Source organism: Curtobacterium sp. PhB142, assembly GCF_004341255.1.
Classification (GTDB): Bacteria; Actinomycetota; Actinomycetes; order Actinomycetales; family Microbacteriaceae; genus Curtobacterium.
The window spans coordinates 183,248-206,180 of sequence record NZ_SLUT01000008.1; the positions used below are offsets into that span (position 1 = coordinate 183,248).

Genomic DNA, 22,933 nt, shown 5'->3' on the forward strand with positions numbered 1-22,933 from the left:
CGCCCAGCCTGGGGGCATAGCGTCGGGAGTGTCGCCGGGCGAGGCCCGGCCGGCCGGAGCGATGAGCGTTCCGGCCCGATCGAAGAGGATCTGGGAGGCCCGGATTGCCAAAGGCATCAGACGTCGTGTTCGTGGACGGAGTACGGACGCCGTTCGGACGAGCCGGCGAGAAGGGGGTGTTCTGGAAGACCCGGTCCGACGACCTCGCGGTGCACGCGATGCGCGGACTGCTCGACCGGAACGCCTCGCTCGACACCGCAGCGGTGGACGACGTCGCCGTCGCGGCGACCACGCAACAGGGTGACCAGGGGCTGACCCTCGGCCGCACCGTCGGCATGTTGGCCGGCCTGCCGAAGTCGGTCCCCGGGTACGCGATCGACCGCATGTGCGCCGGGGCCATGACGAGCGTCACGACCCTCGCGGGTGCCATCGCCTTCGGCGCCGCGGACATCGCGATCGCCGGGGGTGTCGAGCACATGGGGCGCCACCCGATGGGCTTCAACTCGGACCCGAACCCGCGGTTCATCGCCGAACGCATGGTGTCGAGCGACGCGCTGGTGATGGGGTCCACCGCCGAGCGCCTGCACGACCGCTTCCCGGCGATCACGAAGGACCGCACGGACGCCTACGCCGTCCAGTCCCAGCAGCGGTACGCCGCGGCGTGGGCCGCCGGCAAGCTGCAGCCCGACGTCATCCCGGTCGAGGTGAACAAGGGCGACGGGTGGGACGTCATCAGCACCGACGAGCCGCCGCGTCCGGGCACCACGCTCGAGGCGCTGGCCGCGCTGAAGACGCCGTTCCGCCCGCACGGACGGGTCACCGCCGGCAACGCCGCCGGCCTCAACGACGGCGCGACAATGAGCTTGCTCGCCTCGGCCGAGGGCGCCAAGGAGCACGGCCTGCCGACGAAGATGCGCATGGTCTCGTTCGCCTTCGCCGGCGTTGAGCCCGAGGTCATGGGCGTCGGCCCGGTTCCCGCGACCGACAAGGCGCTGTCGAAGGCCGGCCTGTCGATCGACGACATCGGTTTGTTCGAGATCAACGAGGCGTTCGCGGTGCAGGTGCTCGCGTTCCTCGACAACTACGGCATCCCGCAGGACTCCGCGAACGTCAACGCGTGGGGCGGCGCGATCGCCGTCGGTCACCCGCTGGCATCGAGCGGTGTCCGCCTGATGAACCAGCTCGCCGCCCAGTTCGCCGAGCGCCCGGACGTCCAGTACGGCATCACCACGATGTGCGTCGGGCTCGGCCAGGGCGGCACCGTCATCTGGGAGAACCCCGGCTTCAGCAAGTCCGCAGCACGTTCGGCTCGGAAAGGGGCATGAGCATGACCACCGTCGACACCGACCGTCTGTCCGAACTCAGCGAGGACGAGGTCGTCACACACTCGTTCGTCAAGCACGTCACGATGCCCTCCGGTGGCACCCTGGCGCTCATCACGCTCGACAACGGCAAGGACTACAAGCGTCCGAGCACCCTCGGGCCGCGCACGCTCCGCGAACTCTCCGGGGTGCTCGACACCCTGAAGACCGAGGCGACCGCCGGCACGATCCAGGGCGTCGCGATCACCGGCAAGGAGTACTGCTTCGCCGCCGGGGCCGACCTGTCCCAGGCCGCCGCGGTGCCCTCACGCGAGGCCGCCCATGACCTGGCCGCTCTCGGGCACGCCACCCTCCGCAAGTTCTCCGACCTCGGGGTGCCGTCGTTCGCCTTCGTGAACACCCTGGCCCTCGGCGGTGGGCTCGAGATCGGGCTGCACTGCACCTACCGGGTGTTCTCGTCCGCGGCGCAGGGGATCGGCCTGCCCGAGGTCTTCCTCGGCATCATCCCGGGCTGGGGCGGCGCGACACTGCTCCCCCGCCTGATCGGTCCGGAGCGCGCGCTGCGGGTCATCGTCGAGAACCCCCTCAAGAACAACCGCCTGATGGACGGCCGGGCCGCGGTCGAGATCGGCATCGGCGACGTGCTGATCCCGTCGGTGACGTTCCTGCCGTCGGCAGTCGCCTGGGCCGACGGCGTCATCGCCGGTCGTGTGTCGGTCAAGCGGCCCAATGAACCCGGCATGCTCGAGAAGGCTGCATGGGGCACGGTCGTCAAGGTCGCCCGTGGGCAGGTCGCGTCGAAGATCGGGACGGTGCCGAAGTCGCCGTTCCGCGCGCTCGACCTCGTGGCCGCCGCTCGCGGCGGTTCCCTGGACGAACGGTTCGCCGACGAGGACGACGCCCTTGCCGACCTGCTCTCCGGTGACCAGTTCGCCGCGTCGATGTACGCGTTCGACCTGGTGCAGAAGCGTGCGAAGAAGCCCGTCGGTGCTCCGGAGGGCGTTGAGCCGAAGAAGATCACGAAGGTCGGCGTCCTCGGCGCTGGTCTCATGGCCTCGCAGTTCGCGCTGCTGTTCGCCCGACGACTCGGCGTCCCCGTCGTGATCACGGATGTCGACCAGTCCCGCGTCGACGCCGGTGTGGAGCGGATCCGCGGTGAGGTCGGCAAGCTGCTCGAGAAGGGGCGGATCTCCCCCGACGACGCGAACCGCATCACCGCACTCGTCAGCGGGTCGGTGTCGTACGACGCCTTCGCCGACGCCGACTGGGTGATCGAGGCCGTCTTCGAGGAGATGAGCGTCAAGCAAGAGGTCTTCCGGAAGATCGAGCAGGTCATCGCGCCGGACGCCATCCTCGCCACCAACACCTCGTCGTTGTCCGTCTCCGAGATGGGCTCGGTGCTGTCCGACCCGTCGCGCCTGGTCGGGTTCCACTTCTTCAACCCGGTCGCCGTGATGCCGTTGCTCGAGGTCGTCCGCACCGCCGACACCTCCGACGAGACGCTCGTCACGGCACTCGCCGTCGCGAAGACCCTCAAGAAGACGGCGATCATCACGGCCGACCAGCCGGGCTTCGTCGTCAACCGGGTGCTCGCACGGGTCCTCGGTGAGGCGATGCGCGGCGTCGAGCAGGGCACCTCGTTCGACGTCGTGGCGGCCGGTGCCGCGCCGCTCGGACTGCCGATGTCGCCGTTCGAACTACTCGAGCTCGTGGGCCTGCCGGTCGGAGCGCACGTGCTCGACTCGCACCACGCTGCCTGGCCGGAGCGCTTCTACCCCGGTGACGGGCTGAAGAAGATCGCCGAGTACGGCAAGATCCTGACCCGCGACAAGAAGGGCAACGCGACCGGGTACGACCCCGCCGCCGTCAAGCTCGTCGCGCCGTCGAAGAAGGACGCGAAGCCCGTCGACGCTGCCGCGATGCAGCAGCGCTTCGAGGACGCCCTGGCCGACGAGCTGCACCGCATGCTCGAGGACGAGGTCGTCCAGCACGTCGAGGAGATCGACCTCGGCCTGATCCTCGGTGCGGGCTACCCGTTCCAGGCCGGTGGGATCAGCCCCTACCTCGACCGCAGTGGGGCGTCCGAGCGCGTCTTCGGTGGGAGCTTCCACGACCCGCTGATCGTCGGCCCGGCTTCCCGCTAGCCGGCGCGAGTCCCGCGCCTCCACAGGACCGCCTGGTTCCGCAAAACACCGGTGTTCGTGCACTGAACCCCCGCATCCCGCGGTGCGACGCACGAACACCGGTGTTCTGCTGCCTGGCGTACGGTGCAGGAGTGACGCAGGAGTGGTGGGCACCGAAGACCGCCGCAGGGCCGTCCGTGGTCCTGCCGGTCCCGCTCGACGCTGTACCGGCCCTGCTCCGGCGAGCAGTCGATGCCGTTCCGGGTGCCGCGGCCATGGAGATCCGCGACGACGGCGCCGTCATCGCCCGCCGGACGTCGTTCGCGATGCGGGCCGAGAACATCGTCCTGACCTTCCGGCGCGAGTCGGCCTCGTCGTCCCGCGTCCAGATCCTCCGCGAGGGCCGCGACGGTCTGGACTCCGGCCAGGTCCTCTGGGTGACGCCGATGGCGCGGGCGATCCTCGCTGCGCTGCGGTCAGCAGCTGCACCAGGTCCGGCAGCGCCCCCGTCGTGAGCCGCCGTCAGCCGCCCACGCAGTCGTTGCTGCCGCTGAAGCACGGCGGGACCGACGGCCGTGGTGCCGGCGGCTCGGGCGGCTCGTTGTCGTACGACGTGAAGTACGCGGCGCTGTGCGTCACGACGAGCACGTAGTCCGCCCCGCTCGCCCGGACAGCGCCGTCGCGTCGGTCGACGCCGAGACCCGGTGCGGACTGCACGACGGACGATCCCTCCGACTGCCACAATCCGAGTGACCCGTCCCAACCGCGGACCCGCACGACCGCGAACCGGTCCTGCCCGAGGTCGTTGCCGAGTGCGATCGACTGCCGCCCACCGATGTCGACCAAGTACGGTGTCGATCCGTCCGGCTGGATCGCCTGTGCCACGAGGTCCTCGTCGGTCAGGCCGCCCGTGCGCAGCGCCGGTCCGGCGATGCGCACCGCGTCGACCGGTGTGGTTGCACCGTCGATCGTGTACACCGCTCCGGCGTCGATCCGACACGTCGTGCCCGAAGCGGGCTGGAAGAACCCGGAGTTGCTCGCGTGGCCGCACGAGTCGGTCCAGGTGGCATCAACCCGGTGGACTGCGGCGGTGCCCTCCCAGTCGACCACACGGTGCATCGTCTGTCTGGCGCCGACCCGGGCATCTGCGCCGAGCTCCGGCGTGACCGTGCCGTCGTTCATCGCTGCGCACCCTGAGGACAGCGCCACCACCGCGAGACCGATCGCCACCGCCGTCGTCCTGAACCCCCGTCGCATGCGGCGATCCTGCCAGACGTCCCCGAAGGACATGCCCCTGTCGGCATGCGTGACCCTCCGCGACCCGCCTAGCGGTCGGCGGACTCCCGCGACCGCGCGGGCTTCGCCTGCGGCAACTTCGTCCCGACGACCTGGTCGATCACGTCGCAGGCGATCGCCTGCGCCGTCAGCCCGACGTCGGCGAGGATCTGCGACCGGGTCGCGTGGTCGATGAACTCGTCCGGCAGCCCCAGCTCGTTCACGCCCGTGTCGACCCCGGCGGCCCGCAGGTCCTGCCGGAGCCGGGTCCCGACGCCACCGACGCGCACGCCGTCCTCGATCGTGATGACGAGCCGGTGCGTCCGCGACAGCTCGATGAGCGAGCCCGGGATCGGGACCACCCAGCGCGGGTCGACCACGGTGACGCCGATGCCCTGCGCCTCGAGCAGCGCCGCGGCCTCGAGCGCCGTCGGCACCATGGAGCCGACGGCCACGAAGAGCACGTCCTCGACGCCGTCCGCGGCGGCGTGCAGCACGTCCACCCCGTCGGCGAGACGACGGACGGCGGGGATGTCCGGCCCGACCTGGCCCTTCGACCACCGGAGGACGGTGGGGGCGTCGTCGACGGCGATCGCCTCGCGGAACTCCTCGCGCAGGGTCGCTGCGTCACGGGGTGCGGCGATCCGGATGCCGGGCACGACCTGCAGCAACGCGAGGTCCCACATGCCGTGGTGCGACGGCCCGTCCGGTCCGGTGATGCCGGCGCGGTCGAGCACGAACGTCACGCCGGCCTTGTGCAGCGCGACGTCCATCAGCACCTGGTCGAAGGCGCGGTTGAGGAAGGTCGCGTAGAGAGCCACCACGGGGTGCAGGCCGCCGTAGGCGAGACCGGCGGCGGTCGTCACGGCGTGCTGCTCGGCGATGCCGACGTCGTACACGCGGTCGGGGTGCTGCTCCTGGAACAGGTGCAGTCCGGTCGGTCGGAGCATCGCTGCCGTGATCGCGACGACACGGGGGTCCGAATCGCCCACAGAAGCCAGGGAAGACGCGAACACCGAGGTCCACGACGGCCCCGACGCGGCGTCGAGCGACTCCCCCGTCTCCGGGTCGATGTGTCCGACGGCGTGGAACTGGTCGGCCTGGTCGCGCAGGGCGGGTTCGAACCCGTGCCCCTTCTCGGTGATCGCGTGCACGATCGTCGGGGCACCGTAGGCCTTCGCCTGGCGGAGCGCCGCTTCCATCGCCCGCTGGTCGTGGCCGTTGACCGGGCCGATGTACTTGATGTCGAGGTTCGAGTACAGCGCCTCGTTGTTCGTGAACCGCGACAGGAACCCGTGCAGGCCCCCACGCATCCCCCGGTAGACCGCACGTCCGGGGGCACCGAACCGGTCCGCCACCGCCCGCGAGGTCTCGTACAGCGCCCGGTACTCGCGCCGCGTCCGCATCGAGCTGAGGAACCGCGCCATTCCACCGATCGTCGGGGCGTAGGACCGGCCGTTGTCGTTGACCACGATGACCAGCCGGCGGTCGTTGTCGTCCGAGATGTTGTTGAGCGCCTCCCACGTCATCCCACCGGTGAGGGCGCCGTCACCGACCACCGCGACGACGGTGCGGTCGGTCTGTCCGGTCTGCCCGAACGCGCGGGAGATCCCGTCGGCCCAGGACAGGGACGACGACGCGTGCGAGGACTCCACGATGTCGTGCTCGGACTCGCTGCGCTGCGGGTAGCCGGCGATGCCGCCCCGCTCGCGGAGCTTCGAGAAGTCCTGCCGCCCGGTGACGAGCTTGTGCACGTACGACTGGTGCCCGGTGTCGAACACGAACGGGTCGTTCGGCGAGTCGAAGACCCGGTGCATCGCGAGCGTCAGCTCGACGACGCCGAGGTTCGGTCCGAGGTGCCCGCCGGTCTTCGCGACCTCGGCCACCAGGAACCGGCGGATCTCGGTGGCGAGGTCGGTCATCTGCGCGTCGGAGAGACGCTTCAGGTCGCGCGGCGACGTGATGCTGCTGAGCAGGCTCACGGGCGCTCCTTTCGTGGGGCTGTCGGCCCACTCTATTCTCGTGGACTCCCATTCAACCGACCTCGCAGGCTCGGTCGGCGCTGGCGCCGCGCGCCGCTGGCGCGTCGCATCATGCGGAGCGCGCGGGAGGCCCGTGGCGGTGTCGCCACGGGCCTCCAGTCCGCCATGTGGTCGCGTCAGCGCCCCGTGCGCGCGTCGCTCCTGTCGTTCAACTGACTCAGACGAGCGACCGGAGCACGTACTGCAGGATGCCGCCGTTGCGGTAGTAGTCGGCCTCACCCGGGGTGTCGATGCGAACGACCGCGTCGAACTCGACCGGCTGCTTGCCGGCGGGCGAGTGCTCGCTCGGCGTCGCGGTCACGTACACGGTCTTCGGGGTCCGGCCTTCGTTGAGCTCGGTCAGGCCCGAGATCGAGACGACCTCGGTGCCGTCGAGCCCGAGGGACTCGACCGTCTCGCCCGCCGGGAACTGCAGCGGGACGACGCCCATGCCGATGAGGTTCGAGCGGTGGATCCGCTCGAAGCTCTCGGTGATGACGGCGCGGACGCCGAGCAGGTTCGTGCCCTTGGCCGCCCAGTCGCGCGACGAGCCCGAGCCGTACTCCTTGCCACCGAAGATGACGAGCGGGATGCCCTGCTCCTGGTAGTGCTGCGAGGCGTCGTAGATGAACGACTGTTCGCCGTCGGCGGTCGTGAAGTCACGGGTGTAGCCGCCCTCCACGCCAGCGCCGTCGTTCGCGGACGCGAGCAGCTGGTTGCGCAGACGGATGTTCGCGAACGTGCCGCGGATCATCACCTCGTGGTTGCCGCGACGCGAGCCGTAGGAGTTGAAGTCCTTGCGGTCCACGTCGTGCGCCGCCAGGTACTTGCCGGCCGGGCTGTCCGCCTTAATCGAGCCGGCGGGCGAGATGTGGTCGGTCGTGACCGAGTCACCGAGCTTCGCCAGCACGCGGGCGCCGGAGATGTCGGACACCGCGTCGGGCTGCATGGTCATGCCCTCGAAGTACGGGGGCTTCCGCACGTAGGTCGACTCCTGGTCCCACTCGAAGGTGTCGCCCGTGGGGGTCGGCAGGTTCTTCCAGCGGTCGTCGCCCTCGAACACGGAGCCGTACTCGTGGGTGAACATCTCGGTGTCGATCGACTCGTCGATGACCTGCTGGACCTCGGCCGCGTCGGGCCAGATGTCCTGCAGGTAGACGTCGTTGCCGTCCTGGTCCGTGCCGAGGGCGTCCTTGTCGAAGTCGAAGTGCATCGACCCGGCGAGGGCGTACGCGATGACCAGGGGCGGGGACGCCAGGTAGTTCATCTTGACGTCGGGGTTGATGCGCCCCTCGAAGTTGCGGTTGCCCGACAGGACGGCGGTGACGGCGAGGTCGTTGTCCTGCACGGCCTGCGAGATCTCCTCGGGCAGCGGGCCCGAGTTGCCGATGCAGGTGGTGCAGCCGTAGCCGACCGTGTAGAAGCCGAGCTGCTCGAGGTAGGTCGTGAGACCGGCCTTCTCGTAGTAGTCGGTGACGACCTTGGAACCGGGGGCGAGCGTCGTCTTGACCCACGGCTTCGAGGTGAGGCCCTTGGCGGCGGCGTTCCGCGCGAGGATGCCGGCCGCCATCATGACGGACGGGTTCGACGTGTTCGTGCACGAGGTGATCGCGGCGATCGCGACGGCACCGTGGTCGATCGTGAACGGGTCGGCCCCGTCCATCGCGACCTTCGTCGGGGCCGAGGCCGTCGACGGGGCGCTCGACACGTAGACGTGCTCGTGCAGGTTGGTGTCCTCGTTGGTCGAGCCCGCGGCGATCGGGTCGGAGGCCGGGAAGGTCTCCTCCACCGCGTCGTCGAGGTCGGTCTGCTCGCTCGGGGTCGTGTAGTTGTTCAGGTCGACCTCGAACTGGTCCTTCGCCTTGGACAGTTCGATGCGGTCCTGCGGACGCTTCGGCCCCGAGATCGACGGCACGACCGTTGAGAGGTCGAGTTCCATGTACTCGGAGTACGCCGGCTCGACCGAGGCGTCGTGCCACAGGCCCTGGGCCTTGGAGTACGCCTCGACCAGGGCGATCTGCGCCTCGTCGCGACCGGTCAGGCGCAGGTAGTCGAGCGTGACGTCGTCGACCGGGAAGATCGCAGCGGTCGAGCCGAACTCGGGCGACATGTTGCCGATGGTGGCGCGGTTCGCGAGCGGGACGGCACTGACGCCCTCGCCGTAGAACTCGACGAACTTGCCGACGACACCGTGCTTGCGGAGTTCCTGCGTGATGGTGAGCACCACGTCGGTCGCGGTCACGCCGGCCGGGATCTCACCGGAGAGCTTGAAGCCGACGACCTTCGGGATGAGCATCGACACCGGCTGGCCGAGCATCGCTGCCTCGGCCTCGATGCCGCCGACGCCCCAGCCGAGCACGCCGAGCCCGTTCACCATCGTGGTGTGCGAGTCGGTGCCGACGAGGGTGTCCGGGTAGGCGTAGGTCTCGCCGTCGAAGTCACGCGTGTAGGTGACCTTCGCCAGGTACTCGATGTTGACCTGGTGCACGATGCCGGTGCCCGGCGGGACGACCTTGAAGTCCTCGAACGCGGTCTGGCCCCAGCGGAGGAACTGGTAGCGCTCCCCGTTCCGCTCGTACTCGAGGTCGGTGTTGCGCTGGAGTGCGTCCGTGCTGCCGAACAGGTCGGCGATGACCGAGTGGTCGATGACCATCTCGGCCGGGGACAGCGGGTTGATCTTGTTCGGGTCACCGCCGATGTCCGCCATCGCCTCGCGCATGGTGGCGAGGTCGACGATGCACGGCACACCCGTGAAGTCCTGCATGACGACGCGCGCCGGCGAGAACTGGATCTCGGTGTCCGGATCGGCGTCGGGGCGCCAGGAGCCGAGCGCGCGGATCTGCGCCTCGGTGACGTTCTTGCCGTCCTCGGTGCGGAGGAGGTTCTCGAGCAGCACCTTCAGGCTGTACGGGAGCTTCTCGTGCCCGGGCACCGTGTCGATCCGGTGGATCGCGTAGTCGACACCCCCAACCGACAGTGTGTCCTTCGAGCCGAAGCTATTGACTGCAGCCACCGTGCCGCCTCCCTACTGATCGGTTTGCCCTCATCATCGCGGGCCGTGGTCCGTCCCACCAGCAAGGCAAACCTAATCCCGCTGACGCCGGAGCGCCGGACGGGAAAGTCTCTTGATGTCGAGACAACTCTACACCGTGGCGGCGTCGTCCCTCCGCACGAACACGGTGCGGACCAGCAGCCAGGTGACCCAGAGCACGGCGGCGTAGAGCGGGACGCCGAGTATGAGCTTGAGGCCGGCGAGCAGCTCGACCTGCGCGGTGAGGTAGAGCGGCACCTCGACGGCCAGGCGGAGTGCGAAGAGCCCGACCCAGATCCAGGTGGCGACCGTCAGCACACGGCGCTTGACCGGGTCGGCGCGCCAGTCGACGTGCGAGCCGTCCTCGTTCGCCGGCAGCAGGAACCCGACGACCAGACCGATGAGCGGCCAGCGGACGGCCAGCGACACCAGGAGCCCGACCAACCACACCGAGTTGATGATGATCCCCGGGATGAAGTTGCTCTCGGCGCGTCCGGTGATGAGGGCGAGGCCGGCCGACACCGCGACGCCGAGGATGCCCGCGAATGACATCGTCAGCGACTGTCGCTGCACCAGGCGGAGCACGACGAACACCAGGCCGACGACGACCGGGATCACGACGCTCGGCACGAGCTCCTTCGTGATCGCGTAGACCACGAGGAACGCGAACCCGGGCAGCACCGACTCCGCGAGCCCGCGGATCCCGCCGACCGCTCCGAGCAGCGCGCGCCCGGAGGGCGCCTCGCCAGGAGCGACGCGGGCGATGCCCGCGTTCTGCACCGCGTCGCGGAACTGCGCCGAGAACGACGGCGCAGCCGACGCAGCGTCAGGGATCCCAGCGGACGCGGGCACGGCTTCGGACCCGGCCGTCTCGGGTCGGTGGGTGTCGTCGTGTTCCGGCACCGTGCCTCCAGGGCGGGTCAGGTCGTCAGATCGCGGTCTGCGTCGACTTCGGCATGTGCAGCGGGATGAGGTCGCGCGGCGGCATCGGCGTCGTGCCGCGCACGACGACGACGCTGCGGAACAGCTCCTCGATCTCGCTCGCGTCGTCGGGCTGCTCGGCGGCCTTGCCGGCGATCACGCCGCGCAGGAACCACCGGGGGCCGTCGACGCCGACGAAACGGGCCGGCCGGACGCCGGCCGCGCCGCCGCCGCCGTCGACCGCGACCGGCACGGACGCGCGGAGTTCGGGGCCGAACGGGCCGTCGACCTCGGTCACGACACCGCCCTGGCGCTCGATCTGCTCGGCGATCTGTGCGCGGATCTCGTGCCACAGCCCCGTCGAGCGGGGTGCCGCGAACGGCTGGACCTGCAGCGTCGAGTCGTCGTAGTCGAGCCCGACCGCGACGACGCGCTGCGAGCCCTCCTCGACCTCGAGGCGCAGGTGCAGCCCCTCGCGCGGCAGGACCTTCACCCCGCCCAGGTCGACGTACGGACGGACCAGGTTCGCCTCGGTCTCGTCGTGCGGGCCGTTCTCAGCACGGTCCTCCGGGGCGGACTTGTCCGTCGGGGCGACCGCGTCGACCTCGTCGAGGTCCGCGTCGGCGTCCGTCGCGATGTCGACCTCGGGGGACGTGTCCGCGATCTCGACCTCGTCGGCGACGGTCTCGGCCACCTCGACCTCGGCCACCTCGCCCTCGTCACGCTTGCGTCGACCGAACTTCATGCGCGCGTTCCTTCCTGAACATCATCGGCGGTGCCGGTCACGGCCCCGCTCCGGTCACCGTAGCCGGACGAGCCGAAGCCACCCTGGCCCCGGACGCTGTCGGGGAGTTCCTCGACGTGCGTGTACGTCACCCGCGGCACGGGCATGACGATCAGCTGTGCGATCCGGTCACCCACGTGCACCTCGTACGGCTCGGACCGGTCGGTGTTGAGCAGCGAGACCTTGATCTCACCGCGGTACCCGGAGTCGACCGTGCCCGGGCTGTTGACGATGGTGATGCCGTGCTTGGCGGCGAGCCCGCTGCGCGGGACCACGAACGCGGCGTACCCCTCGGGGAGCGCGATCCGCAGCCCGGTCGCGACCAGGTGGCGCTCGCCCGGCTGCAGCACGAAGGCTTCGGTCGAGACGAGGTCGGCACCGGCGTCGCCGGGGTGGGCGTGTCCGGGGCGGTTCTCCCCGGTCCAGAGGACGTCGACTGGTTCGGTCACGTGTCGAGGGTAGTGCAGAGACGTGACCCGACCGTGACCTGCCCCGAGTCGTGGTCGAATGGACCCGTGACCCTGTACCGCGAACGACTCTGGGCCCCGCCCGCCCTGTACCTGGCGACGGCGCTCGTCATCCCCGCCACCCTGCTCGTGTTCCTGCCCATCAGCGTGCTCGCCGGTGTGCTCGTGGCGATCGGCATGGAGCTCGGCGTCCTCGTGCTCCTGTGGGCACTCGCACCCACCATCGAGGTCACGGACAGCGAGTTCCGCGCCGGCAAGGCGCACCTCCCCCGCGCACTCGTCGGCAGCGTCGAGGCGTTCGAGGGCGCCGAGGCGACCACGCAGCGCGGCCCGAAGCTCGACGCACGAGCGTGGACGCTCTTCCGCGGCTACGTGCGCGGGGTCGTCAAGGTCGAGGTCCGCGACGACGCCGACCCGACGCCCTACTGGCTGGTCAGCGTCCGGCAGCCCACCAAGGTGGTCGAGGCCATGCAACATACGCGCTGACCTGGTATCTCACATGCCAGTCTGGGGTGATGGATCGTTCTCCGCCACCCCGTACGAAACCACCCCGTACGAAACCACCCAGTACGAAGCGGATCGATGTCGAGGCCCTGCGCGGCGTCGCGGTCGCCCTGGTGATCACCGAACACGCGCTCGGCACCCCTGCCGGCGGGTGGCTCGGAGTCGACGTGTTCTTCGTCCTCTCCGGGTTCGTGATCACGCGGAGCCTGCTCGCTGAGCACGTCCGCACCGGCCGCATCGACCTCGTCGGGTTCGCGGTCCGTCGGATCCGGCGTCTCCTCCCCGCCGCGCTCGTGGTCGTCGTCGTCACCGTGTCGGTCTCGGCGGCGCTCTGGTTCCGGCCCAGGTTCGTGTCCGTGCTCGGCGACGCCCTCGCGGCGCTCGTCGGCACGATGAACTGGCATCTCGTCCGGCAGGATGCCGACTACTTCGCCGAGACCGCGGCCTCGCCGCTCCGGCACTTCTGGTCGCTGGCCGTCGAGGAGCAGTTCTACGCCGTGTGGCCGGTGCTCCTGCTCGCCGTCCTGGCGGTCTGCGGACGTCGGCGCGCTCGTTTGGTCCCTGTTGTGGTCGCCACGCTCACGGCCGTCGGGACCGTCGTCGCCGTCGGCGCCGGTCCCGTCACGGACTCTGCCTACTTCCAGACCTGGGCCCGGGCATGGGAGCTCCTCCTCGGAGCGACCGTGGCGACGCTGCCGACCGTGGCGACGCGGTCGACCGTGGCGACGCGGTCGACCGTGGCGACGCGGTCGACCGTGACCGCGCACCCGACGCCGCGGGCACTGCCGACAGCCGTCACCGTCGGGCTCGGATCGGTCGGCGCGGGTGGCGTCATCATCGGGGTGCTCCTCGCCCCCGTGTCGCCGTTCCCGACGGTCCCGGTCGTCGTCGGGACCGCATTGGTGCTCGTGGCCGGCGACCTGCAGCTCCGGCTCCCCGCGGTGCGGTGGGTGGTCCGGCCCGTGGTCGCGCTCGGCCGGGTCTCCTACTCGGCGTACCTCTGGCACTGGCCGCTCTTGGTGTTCGCCGCCGTCGTCGCCCCCGGGGCGATGGGCACGGCGGCTGCGGTGACGGTCACACTCGTGCTCGCCACCCTCTCGACGCGGTACGTCGAGGAGCCGCTCCGGACCCGACGTCCCGCCGGGCACCGGCCACGACACCGACAGCGCCTCCGACGCCTCCGACGGCTCCCACTGGTGGTCCCGGCGATCGTGGTCACACTGTCGGTCACCACGATGACCGTCGGGGATCCGGCCTCCGCGGCGCGGCTGCTCGAGCGACCACCCACGAACGCCCCCGAGCGACTCCCGTTCGCGGACGCTCGCGCACTCCGCAGCGCCGTGGCCGTCGACGGGCACCCGGACGCCACAGCACTCGCCGCCGGTGCCACCCGCGCCTCCCTGCCGCCCGCCATGCGGGACGGCGGCTGCCTCGTCGGCGTCGGCGAGCCCCTCCGGACGTGCGGCACGACGACCGGGGCCGATGTGCTCGTGGTCGGCGACTCCACCACCGTCGCGTGGTCGCCGACCGTCGTCGGAGCGCTACCGACGGGTACCGCCATCGGCGTGACAGGCGTGGCGAGCTGCAGCGCCGTCATCCCGACACGCGCGGTGCGGCACCGGTGGTCCGATGCCTGTCTGACGGCCAAACGGGCCCTCCACCGGGCGGTCACAGCGGCTGACCCCCGACTCGTGGTCATCAGCGCCGTCACGGGCGAGTACCGGGAGCACCTCGGCGACCTCCCAGCGGGCCGTGCAGCCGCGCTCTGGGAACGGTCGATGGCCGAGACGATCCGCGCGTTCCGCCGCGACCACCGCCGCGTGCTCGTGCTCAGCGCACCCCAGTACGGTCCGGACACATCCACGTGCCCCGACCGGATCCACGGGTTCGGACCGTGCGCCGCTTCGGTCACCCCGGACGCCCGAGCGAAACGCACCGCGGAGGCCGCCGCGGTCCGCTCGAGCGGACCGGGCGCGGCGTACGTCGACATGGCCGCGTGGTCGTGCAGCAGCGACGGCTCGTCGTGCCCCGCGGTGATCGACGACACGCTCGTCCGGGTCGACCAGGTGCACACCACGAGAGCGTTCGCGGACCGCCTGGTCCCGGTGCTGCGTCGCGCAGTCGACTGGGACGCGTTGGTGCGACGCTGACACGCACAGCTGACGGGAGGCCCGGCGCGCGTCCGCACCGCACCGTACGACGAAGGCCCCGCATCCTGGAGGATGCGGGGCCTTCGGTCATCAGTGCGTCTAGAGCGCTGCGCATTCCGCGCAGACCGGCCCGAGCTTCGACTCGTGGTCGAGCTGGGAGCGGTGCTTCACGAGGAAGCACTCGACGCAGGTGAACTCATCGACCTGCGGGGGCAGCACCACGACGTCGAGGTCGACGTCGCTCAGGTCCTGCCCGGCGAGTTCGAAGCTGCCGGGGTTGTCCGAATCATCGTCGACGACCCCCGACATCTTGTCGGGAACGCGCTCCTTGAGGGCCTCGATCGACTCCGAATCGGAGTTGTCATCGGTCTTCCGGGGGGCGTCGTAATCGGTGGCCATGCCCATCCATTTCTCGTATCGAGAGGTCGTCGCCGGGTGATCGGCGGCGACAGTTTGCACTACGTCCCGCCAGAGTGCAAACCGAGATCTGCGGCGGGTCGTCACGGCGCTGCAACCCGTGACCGGATCGGGACATTCCCGACACCCGTCGCCACTGATGCGCAGACTCCGCGGCACGCCCGTGCGCCTCCGTGGAAACCGTCCGCGACCACTGCATACTCACGGGGTACGACGCACGACCGTACGCGACGCTGGGAAGGCTGGACCATGCAAGACGTGAGAGTCATCGGAGTCGAGGCAGGCGCACTCCTCCTGGCGACCGACGGCGGTACCGAGTTCCGGTTGCCCGTCACGTCCTCGCTGCCGGGGCAGGTGCGTCAGGCCAACCCGGACGCCGGTCCGCAGAAGCGGGTCTCCCCCAAGGACGTCCAGGCCCGCATCCGTGGTGGTGCCGACGCCGCCGACGTCGCGGCCGCGCTCGACGTCGACGTCGAGTACGTCCGACGCTTCGAGGGCCCGGTGCTCGCCGAGCGCGCGTTCGTCCTCGACGCCTCGCACCGCGTCCCGGTGACCCCGGTCGACGACGAGGCCCCCGACACGTTCGGCGCGGCGATCACCGCGAAGCTCGAAGCCGGCGAGGCCACCGCGATCAGCTGGGGCTCGTGGAAGCACCCGGAGAGCGGCTGGCAGGTCCGGGTCCGCTACACCGCGGCCGAGGTCGAGCACGACGCCCAGTGGCGCTTCGACCCGAAGACCTCGACGCTCGTGCCGGACAACGGCGACGCGCACCGGCTCTCGCACACCGACGACGAGGGCATCGCGCCCCGCCTGCGCGCCGTGGAGTACGAGCAGCAGGACGACGACGGCACCCGCTTCGACTCCGGCGCCTTCCGCGTCGAGGAAGAGGACGAGGCTGTCACGAACCCCGACGTCCCCGACCGCGCACCGCTCCGTGCACCGCTGCCCCGCATCGGCCAGGCGGCCGTCGAGGAGCGCGCACCCGGCAACGAGACCGCCGACCTGCTCGAGGCGCTCCGCCGCCGCCGTGGGGAGCGCGAGGCCGCCTCGTTCGGCGAACAGCGTGACGAGCCGGCCCGCGGCACCTCGATCAGCGTCGTCGACATCCCGCTGCAGGGGTTCGAGGACGAGCCAGAGGGCGACACCGTCCCGCCGTCGGCCGACGCCCGTCCGGCATCGGCGCCCGAAGCCGAGGGCCGTGCGGAGCGCAAGAAGCGCAACCGCCGGTCGATGCCGAGCTGGGACGAGATCGTCTTCGGCACCCGCCCGGAGGACCCGGCCTGATCAGCTCGGACTGACCTGATCAGCTCGGACTGACCCGCGGCCGGCTGCTACTGCGCGAACGCCCCGGCAAGCCGAAGCGGGACGAACGTCTCCTCGTCGGTCATCGCGCCGTGCTGACCGATCATGCGCTTCGGTACCTCGCCGTCCCGCAGCGCGCGGTCGTCGTTGAACGCCCACGACCCGCGTGCCACGACGATCACGTCGCCGATGCGCGGAACGACCTGTGGCGCGACCGCACCGAACCACCCGGCGGCGATCGCCTCGTCGCGGCTCGCGACGTACGCCTTCTTGCCGTAGCGCGCCCGGAACGCCCCGACCAGCCCGCGCACGTCGGTGCCCGGCGCCACCGTGAGCTGGCGGCACCGCGGATCGCCCGCCACCCCGACGACGTCCGTCAACAGGAGCGGGTCGATGGCGATGTTCGCGTGGTCGGGCACGTCGAGCACACCGTGGTCCGCGGTGACCAGGACACCCACGTCCGACGCACCGCGGGCATCGAGGCGGGCGAGCTCGCCGTCGAGCAGCTCGAGCGTCGCCGTCCACCGGTCGGACTGCCACCCGGACTTGTGGCCGATCGAGTCGAGCTCCGGCACGTACAGGTACACGAGCGACCGACCGGTGGCGGTCTCGGCCAGGGCAGCGTCGATGCGCTCCGGGATCGTGTCCGCCGACACGTACCGCGCGCCGCCGAGGACGTTCGCGGTCATGCCCGACGCCCGGTACCGATCGGGGCCGATGACGACGGGGTCGACGCCGAGCTCCGCGGCGCGGGTGAAGAGCGTCTTGGCGAGGAACCAGTCCGCGGGGACCTCGGTGTCCCACCCGCCGAGCAGGTTCATCACGGCGCCGGTGTCCGGGTTCCAGCCGCTGTAGCCGACGACGCCGTGCGTGCCGGGCGACCGTCCGGTGGTCAGGGTGCTCAGCGCCGCGGCCGTCGTGGTCGGGAACCCGCTGCGCAGCTTCTTCGCGGTGCCGGACCCCTTGGCGGCCGTGAGCCAGCGGGCGTGTCCGGCGCGAGCCGACAGCGCGACGCTCCCGAGGCCGTCGACCAGGACGACGATCGCGGAACGGGCGGGACGGAGGGCGATCCGGGCCTCCAGGCCGTGGTCACGCGACCACGCGCCGTCCGCAGCCCCGAGCGCCACGAGGCAACTCGGGAAGACGTCGGCGAGGTTCGCGGCGGCGTCGGGGGCCGTCGGTACGCTTGTTCCCATTCCAACGAGTCTTCCAGAAAGGTGCCATGGCACGCACGGACGCAGTCGGCCTGCCCGACGGTGAGCGCATCGAGGACGTCGACGTCTCCGAGGAGATGCAGGGCTCCTTCCTCGAGTACGCGTACTCCGTCATCTACTCGCGGGCGCTGCCCGATGCGCGCGACGGCCTGAAGCCCGTCCAGCGGCGCATCCTGTACCAGATGGCCGAGATGGGCCTGCGGCCCGACCGGGGGCACGTCAAGAGCGCCCGCGTCACCGGCGAGGTGATGGGCAAGCTGCACCCGCACGGCGACGGCGCGATCTACGACGCCCTGGTGCGGATGGCGCAGCCGTTCACGATGCGCGTGCCGCTGATCGACGGCCACGGCAACTTCGGGTCGCTCGACGACGGTCCCGCTGCCGCCCGGTACACCGAGGCCCGCCTGGCCGAACCGTCGATGGCGATGACCGAGGGCCTCGGCGAGGACGTCGTCGACTTCGTCCCGAACTACGACAACCAGATCATGCAGCCCGGGGTCCTGCCCGCGGCGTTCCCGAACCTGCTCGTCAACGGCGCGTCCGGCATCGCGGTCGGCATGGCGACGAACATGGCGCCGCACAACCTGGGCGAGGTGGTCGAGGCCGCGAAGCACCTGCTGATGAACCCGCAGGCCACCCTCGAAGAGCTGATGGAGTTCGTCCCGGGGCCGGACCTGCCCTCCGGTGGCACCATCGTCGGGCTCTCCGGGGTCCGCGATGCCTACGCCACCGGGCGCGGCACGTTCCGGACCCGGTCGAAGGTGAGCGTCGAGAACCTCACCCCGCGCAAGGTCGGGCTCGTCGTCACCGAGCTGCCGTACCTGGTCGGCCCCGAGCGCGTCATCGAGAAGATCAAGGACGGCGTCCAGTCCAAGAAGCTCGTCGGCATCTCGGACGTCAACGACCTGACCGACCGCAACCACGGGCTCCGGCTCGTCATCGGCATCAAGAGCGGGTTCAACCCCACCGCGGTGCTCGAGCAGCTGTACAAGCACACCCCGCTCGAGGACGGCTTCGGCATCAACAACGTCGCGCTCGTCGGCGGGTCCCCGCGCACGCTCGGGCTGCGCGAGCTGCTCGACGTCTACGTGCAGCACCGACTGTCGGTCGTCACCCGGCGGTCGGAGTACCGGCTCGCGCGTCGTCGCGAGCGGCTGCACCTGGTCGAGGGACTGCTCATCGCGATCCTCGACATCGACGAGGTCATCCAGGTCATCCGCACCTCGGACGACTCCGAAGCCGCACGGAGCCGGCTCCGTGACGTGTTCGACCTGTCCGAGGTACAGGCCGAGTACATCCTCGAACTGCGGCTCCGACGCCTGACGAAGTTCTCGCGCATGGAGCTCGAGGCCGAGCGCGACCAGCTGCTCGCCGACATCGCTGCGCTCGAGGAACTCCTCGCGTCCGACGAACGGCTCCGTGCCCAGGTCGCGCTCGAGCTCACCGAGGTCTCCGACAAGTTCGCCACCCCGCGCCGCACGCTGCTCACCGAGGCCGACGCCCCCGTCAAGGGCGGTCGCAAGGCCGCGGTCGACCCGGAGTCCCTCCAGGTCGCCGACTCGCCGTGCCGCGTGCTGCTCTCGACCACCGGACGGCTCATCCGCGTCGACATCCCGACGTCGGAGCTCAGCATCGTCCGCGTGCCGAAGCGCTCCAAGCACGACGCCGTCCGGTCCGCCGTGGTGAGCACCGTCCGGGGCCAGGTCGGCGCGCTGACCTCGACCGGGCGGGTCCTGCGGCTCTCCCCCGTCGACGTCCCGGCGGTGCCGCCCGCCGCGGTCCGGCTCGACGCCGGCGTGCGGGTCACCGACTTCCTGGTGCTCACCAAGGGCGAGACGGTCGTTGCACTCGTCGACCTGTCCGGCGCGTCGTCGGACTCCCTCGCCATCGGTACCGCGCAGGGCGTCGTGAAGCGCGTCGTCCCCGGAGCCTGGCCCGACAAGCCCGAGTTCGTCGCCATCGGCCTGAAGCCCGGCGACGCGGTGATCGGCGCCGCCCAGGCACCCGAGTCCGACGACCTGGTGTTCATCAGCTCGAACGCCCAGCTCCTGCGCTTCCCCGCGTCCGGCGTCCGTGCCCAGGGGCTCCCGGCCGGCGGTGTCGCGGGCATGGCGCTCGCGTCCGGGTCCTCGGTGATCTGGTTCGGGTCCGTCGCCCGGTCCGACGACGCCGTGGTCGCCACCGTGTCCACGACCTCCACGGCGCTTCCGGGCACCGACTCCGGCCGCGCCAAGGTCTCCGCCCTGTCCGAGTTCCCCGCCAAGGGCCGGGCGACCCAGGGTGTCCGGGCGCACGCGTTCCTGAAGGGCGAGGACGGGCTCACCGTGGGCTGGGCGGGCATCGCTCCCCCGCACGCGGTCGGCGCGGACGGCGCCGCGCGGACGCTGCCCGACTGGCTGTCGAAGCGTGACGGGTCGGGAGCGCCGCTCGAGGCGGTCATCGGCTCGATCGGCGGCAGTGCTGCGGCGCTCGACGGCACCGCTGGCGACGCGTAGCGCGCGGCAGCCCCTCCCCGCGAAAGCGACAGTGTCCCGCGAACAGTTCGCGGGACACTGTCGCTTCGGCGGCACGGACCGCGCACGGTGGCGGCACGGTGTCGCTCTGGCGGCACCGAGACTCGGGCTGAGCGACCGAACTCGGAGCCCGCAGCCCGAGACGAGTCGCTGAGGCCGAGACTCGGGCCAGCGCCGCCGAGACTCGGCCCGGCGCCGCCGCGACTCGGGCCAGCGGCGCCAGCGGCCGCGCGGCCAGCGCCGCCGCTCGGCTACGCGTCGATGCGGTTGCGGTCGAGGCCCTCGCCGGCCAGGATGAACTCCTTGCGCGGGGCCACGTCGTTCCCCATGAGCAGCTCGAACACCTTCGCCGCGCTCTCGGCGTGCGTGATGTTCACCCGCCGCAGGGTCCGGTGCGCGCGGTCCATGGTGGTCTCGGCGAGCTGGTCGGCGTCCATCTCGCCAAGGCCCTTGTACCGCTGGATCGGCTCCTGGTACTTCTTGCCGGTCTTCTCGAGCTTCTTCAGCACGGTCTGCAGTTCCTGCTCGGAGTACGTGTACAGCGTGTCGTTCGGCTTGCCACGGTTCACCACGACCACCCGGTGCAGCGGCGGCACGGCGGCGAACACCCGGCCCTGCTCGATCATCGGTCGCATGTACCGGAAGAACAGGGTCAGCAGCAGCGTGCGGATGTGGGCACCGTCGACGTCGGCGTCCGACATGATGATGACCTTGCCGTAGCGCGCCTGGTCGATCTCGAACGTCCGGCCGGAACCGGCACCGATGACCTGGATGATCGACGCGCACTCGACGTTCGACAGCATGTCCGACACGGACGCCTTCTGCACGTTCAGGATCTTGCCGCGGATCGGCAGCAGCGCCTGGTACTCGCTGTTGCGTGCGAGCTTTGCGGTCCCCAGGGCCGAGTCCCCCTCGACGATGAAGAGCTCGGTTCCCTCGGTCTCCTGCGACCGGCAGTCCGCGAGCTTCGTCGGCAGCGAGGAGTTCTCCAGCGCGTTCTTCCGGCGCTGCGTCTCCTTGTGGGCGCGGGCAGAGATGCGGGTCTTCATCTCCGCGACGACCTTCTCGAGCAGGGTCGCGGCCTGGGCCTTCTCGGTGCGTTGCGTCGACGTCAGGATCTCGGTGATGCGCTTCGACACGACCTGGTCGACGATCTTGCGGACCGCCGGCGTGCCGAGGATCTCCTTCGTCTGCCCCTCGAACTGCGGCTCGGGCAGCCGGACGGTCAGCACGGCGGTCATGCCGGCGAGCACGTCGTCCTTGTCGAGCTTGTCCTGCCCGACCTTGAGCTTGCGGGCGTTCGCCTCGACCTGCGCACGGACGGCCTTGACCAGACCGGATTCGAAGCCGGCCTGGTGCGTGCCGCCCTTCGGCGTGGCGATGATGTTGACGAAGCTGCGGAACACCGTCTCGTACCCGTCGCCCCACCGCAGCGCGAGGTCCACCTCGCAGGAGCGCTCGACCGACGTGGACACCATGTGGCCCTTGTCGTCGAGCATCGGGACGGTCTCGGTGAAGGTCCCGGTGCCCTGCACGCGCCAGACGTCGGTGACGGCGGTGTCGGCCGCGAGGTGCTCGACGAACTCGCCGATGCCGCCCTCGTAGCGGAAACGCTCGACGACCGGGCCGGCCTCGACGGCGGTCCCAGTCGCCTCGGCACGCGCAGCAGCGGCCTCGATCGAGGACACGCGCTCGTCGGTGATCGTGATGCCGAGCCCGGGCACCAGGAACGCCGTCTGCCGTGCCCGGGTGACCAGGTCGTCGGTGCTGAACCGCGCATCGGCGGTGAAGATCTGCCGGTCCGCCCAGTACCGGATCCGGGAACCGGTGACGCCCTTCTTCACCTTGCCGACCACCCGCAGCTCGCTGCCCGAGGTGAACGGGCTGAACGGGGCGTCCGGACCGATGCCCTCGGCGTCGTCGAACGTGCCGGGCTCGCCGCGGTGGAACGACATGGCGTAGGTCTTGCCGCCGCGGTCGACCTCGACGTCGAGGCGCTCGGACAGGGCGTTGACCACCGAGGCGCCGACGCCGTGCAGACCACCGGAGGCCGCGTAGGAGCCGGAGCCGAACTTGCCGCCGGCGTGCAGCTTGGTGAACACGACCTCGACCCCGGTCAGACCCGTCTTCGGTTCGACGTCCACCGGGATGCCCCGGGCGGTGTCGCGGACCTCGACCGAACCGTCGGCGTGCAGCACGACACCGATCTCGTCGCCGTGCCCCGCCAGGGCTTCGTCGACGGAGTTGTCGATGATCTCCCACAGGCAGTGCATGAGGCCGCGAGAGTCGGTCGAGCCGATGTACATCCCCGGACGCTTCCGGACCGCCTCGAGCCCTTCGAGGACGGAGAGATGGCGTGCGGAGTAGTCGGAGCTCACCGTCCGATGCTACCGAGCGGCACCGACACCCTCGGCGTGGACACTCGCACTGGGGACAACCGATCCGCGCTCAGCGAAACAGCGCTGCACAATGCATCGTTCTCAGGCATCACGTGTTGAAATGGTGCAACCACCCGGCACCACCTGCGATCCGTGAGGAGCACAGCAATGACCCAGACCGTGCAGGACCCCTCCATCGACGAAGTCAGCAACCACCAGCTGACCGCCGCCGACCGTTGCGACAGCTGCGGAGCGCAGGCCTACATCCGAGCCACCATGTCGAGCGGCGAGCTCTTCTTCTGCGCGCACCACGGCGCAGAGTTCAAGGACAAGCTCGCGGCGACCGCCATCGAGTGGCACGACGAGAGCAGCCGACTCTACGAGTCGAAGTAGCGCGCGAAGGCGCGAGCACAGCAAGACGGGAGGCCCGGTGCCAGCTGTGAACCGGTCCCGGTTTGTTGGACCGTGAAGTCAGATTAGGCCGCGAGGGCGTGAGCTCGGTATTGAACCG

Annotated in this window: 17 protein-coding genes; 8 read left to right on the forward strand and 9 right to left on the reverse strand. The window is 70.5% G+C overall.

Annotated features, from left to right (window positions below; genetic code table 11):
- Positions 1-104 precede the first annotated feature (104 nt).
- The 3 genes from EDF31_RS16350 (at position 105) to EDF31_RS16360 (ending at position 3,960) form a co-directional block, all read left to right on the forward strand.
- The gene (locus EDF31_RS16350; RefSeq protein WP_131846893.1) at positions 105-1,325 is read left to right on the forward strand and encodes a thiolase family protein; all 1,221 of its coding nucleotides are present in this window, start codon (positions 105-107) and stop codon (positions 1,323-1,325) included.
- Complete coding sequence (locus tag EDF31_RS16355) at positions 1,322-3,466, forward strand: 3-hydroxyacyl-CoA dehydrogenase NAD-binding domain-containing protein (protein WP_131846894.1); 2,145 nt, start codon at positions 1,322-1,324, stop codon at positions 3,464-3,466. Before EDF31_RS16350 ends, EDF31_RS16355 begins: the two co-directional genes overlap by 4 nt.
- 131 nt (positions 3,467-3,597) lie before the next feature.
- Complete coding sequence (locus tag EDF31_RS16360) at positions 3,598-3,960, forward strand: hypothetical protein (RefSeq protein WP_131846895.1); 363 nt, start codon at positions 3,598-3,600, stop codon at positions 3,958-3,960.
- 7 nt (positions 3,961-3,967) lie between these two features.
- Here EDF31_RS16360 and EDF31_RS16365 read toward each other — a convergent pair whose 3' ends face one another.
- The 6 genes from EDF31_RS16365 to dut form a co-directional block, all read right to left on the reverse strand.
- Entirely contained in the window at positions 3,968-4,702 is a 735-nt protein-coding gene (locus EDF31_RS16365; protein ID WP_131846896.1) for a hypothetical protein, read from the reverse strand.
- Between the two features lie 68 nt (positions 4,703-4,770).
- Complete coding sequence (dxs, locus tag EDF31_RS16370) at positions 4,771-6,702, reverse strand: 1-deoxy-D-xylulose-5-phosphate synthase (protein WP_131846897.1); 1,932 nt, start codon at positions 6,700-6,702, stop codon at positions 4,771-4,773.
- A gap of 217 nt (positions 6,703-6,919) precedes the next feature.
- Positions 6,920-9,754, reverse strand: coding sequence for an aconitate hydratase AcnA (gene acnA, locus EDF31_RS16375; RefSeq protein ID WP_131846898.1), 2,835 nt, complete (start codon positions 9,752-9,754; stop codon positions 6,920-6,922).
- A 129-nt stretch (positions 9,755-9,883) separates the two neighbouring features.
- Entirely contained in the window at positions 9,884-10,675 is a 792-nt protein-coding gene (locus tag EDF31_RS16380; RefSeq protein ID WP_123938170.1) for a DUF3159 domain-containing protein, read from the reverse strand.
- Positions 10,676-10,700: 25 nt separating this feature from the next.
- Complete coding sequence (locus EDF31_RS16385) at positions 10,701-11,438, reverse strand: DUF3710 domain-containing protein (protein WP_243650098.1); 738 nt, start codon at positions 11,436-11,438, stop codon at positions 10,701-10,703.
- Positions 11,435-11,926 (reverse strand): dUTP diphosphatase, encoded by a 492-nt coding sequence (gene dut / locus EDF31_RS16390; protein ID WP_131846899.1) that lies wholly within the window; start codon positions 11,924-11,926, stop codon positions 11,435-11,437. Before dut ends, EDF31_RS16385 begins: the two co-directional genes overlap by 4 nt.
- A 66-nt stretch (positions 11,927-11,992) precedes the next feature.
- Here dut and EDF31_RS16395 point away from each other — a divergent pair, with 66 nt between their 5' ends.
- Complete coding sequence (locus tag EDF31_RS16395; RefSeq protein WP_123938171.1) at positions 11,993-12,430, forward strand: DUF3093 domain-containing protein; 438 nt, start codon at positions 11,993-11,995, stop codon at positions 12,428-12,430.
- Positions 12,431-12,459: 29 nt separating this feature from the next.
- Positions 12,460-14,598, forward strand: a complete 2,139-nt coding sequence (locus EDF31_RS16400; protein ID WP_131846900.1) for an acyltransferase family protein — start codon at positions 12,460-12,462, stop codon at positions 14,596-14,598.
- A 99-nt stretch (positions 14,599-14,697) separates the two neighbouring features.
- On the opposite strand, the gene EDF31_RS16405 is transcribed toward EDF31_RS16400, so the two are convergent.
- Positions 14,698-14,997 carry a DUF4193 domain-containing protein gene (locus tag EDF31_RS16405; protein ID WP_031263038.1) on the reverse strand — a complete coding sequence of 100 codons (300 nt, stop codon included), beginning with the start codon at positions 14,995-14,997 and terminating at the stop codon, positions 14,698-14,700.
- Between the two features lie 276 nt (positions 14,998-15,273).
- Between EDF31_RS16405 and sepH the strand changes: the two genes are divergently transcribed.
- Positions 15,274-16,299 carry a septation protein SepH gene (gene sepH, locus EDF31_RS16410; RefSeq protein WP_165901460.1) on the forward strand — a complete coding sequence of 342 codons (1,026 nt, stop codon included), beginning with the start codon at positions 15,274-15,276 and terminating at the stop codon, positions 16,297-16,299.
- 47 nt (positions 16,300-16,346) lie between these two features.
- On the opposite strand, the gene EDF31_RS16415 is transcribed toward sepH, so the two are convergent.
- The gene (locus tag EDF31_RS16415) at positions 16,347-17,513 is read right to left on the reverse strand and encodes a nucleotide pyrophosphatase/phosphodiesterase family protein (RefSeq protein WP_131846901.1); all 1,167 of its coding nucleotides are present in this window, start codon (positions 17,511-17,513) and stop codon (positions 16,347-16,349) included.
- Between the two features lie 26 nt (positions 17,514-17,539).
- Between EDF31_RS16415 and EDF31_RS16420 the strand changes: the two genes are divergently transcribed.
- Positions 17,540-20,026 (forward strand): DNA topoisomerase (ATP-hydrolyzing), encoded by a 2,487-nt coding sequence (locus tag EDF31_RS16420; RefSeq protein ID WP_131846902.1) that lies wholly within the window; start codon positions 17,540-17,542, stop codon positions 20,024-20,026.
- A 269-nt stretch (positions 20,027-20,295) separates the two neighbouring features.
- Here EDF31_RS16420 and EDF31_RS16425 read toward each other — a convergent pair whose 3' ends face one another.
- Positions 20,296-22,422 carry a DNA topoisomerase IV subunit B gene (locus tag EDF31_RS16425; protein ID WP_131846903.1) on the reverse strand — a complete coding sequence of 709 codons (2,127 nt, stop codon included), beginning with the start codon at positions 22,420-22,422 and terminating at the stop codon, positions 20,296-20,298.
- Between the two features lie 168 nt (positions 22,423-22,590).
- Between EDF31_RS16425 and EDF31_RS16430 the strand changes: the two genes are divergently transcribed.
- The gene (locus tag EDF31_RS16430; protein WP_071255055.1) at positions 22,591-22,815 is read left to right on the forward strand and encodes a hypothetical protein; all 225 of its coding nucleotides are present in this window, start codon (positions 22,591-22,593) and stop codon (positions 22,813-22,815) included.
- The last annotated feature ends 118 nt before the right edge of the window (positions 22,816-22,933 follow it).

Coding starts and splice junctions, on each gene's coding strand:
- EDF31_RS16420 (WP_131846902.1), top strand. CDS start 17,540: ATGGCACGCACGGACGCAGTCGGCCTGCCCGACGGTGAGCGCATCGAG.
- EDF31_RS16430 (WP_071255055.1), top strand. CDS start 22,591: ATGACCCAGACCGTGCAGGACCCCTCCATCGACGAAGTCAGCAACCAC.
- EDF31_RS16355 (WP_131846894.1), top strand. CDS start 1,322: ATGAGCATGACCACCGTCGACACCGACCGTCTGTCCGAACTCAGCGAG.
- EDF31_RS16400 (WP_131846900.1), top strand. CDS start 12,460: ATGGATCGTTCTCCGCCACCCCGTACGAAACCACCCCGTACGAAACCA.
- EDF31_RS16365 (WP_131846896.1), bottom strand. CDS start 4,702: ATGCGACGGGGGTTCAGGACGACGGCGGTGGCGATCGGTCTCGCGGTG.
- EDF31_RS16405 (WP_031263038.1), bottom strand. CDS start 14,997: ATGGCCACCGATTACGACGCCCCCCGGAAGACCGATGACAACTCCGAT.
- EDF31_RS16385 (WP_243650098.1), bottom strand. CDS start 11,438: ATGAAGTTCGGTCGACGCAAGCGTGACGAGGGCGAGGTGGCCGAGGTC.
- EDF31_RS16415 (WP_131846901.1), bottom strand. CDS start 17,513: ATGGGAACAAGCGTACCGACGGCCCCCGACGCCGCCGCGAACCTCGCC.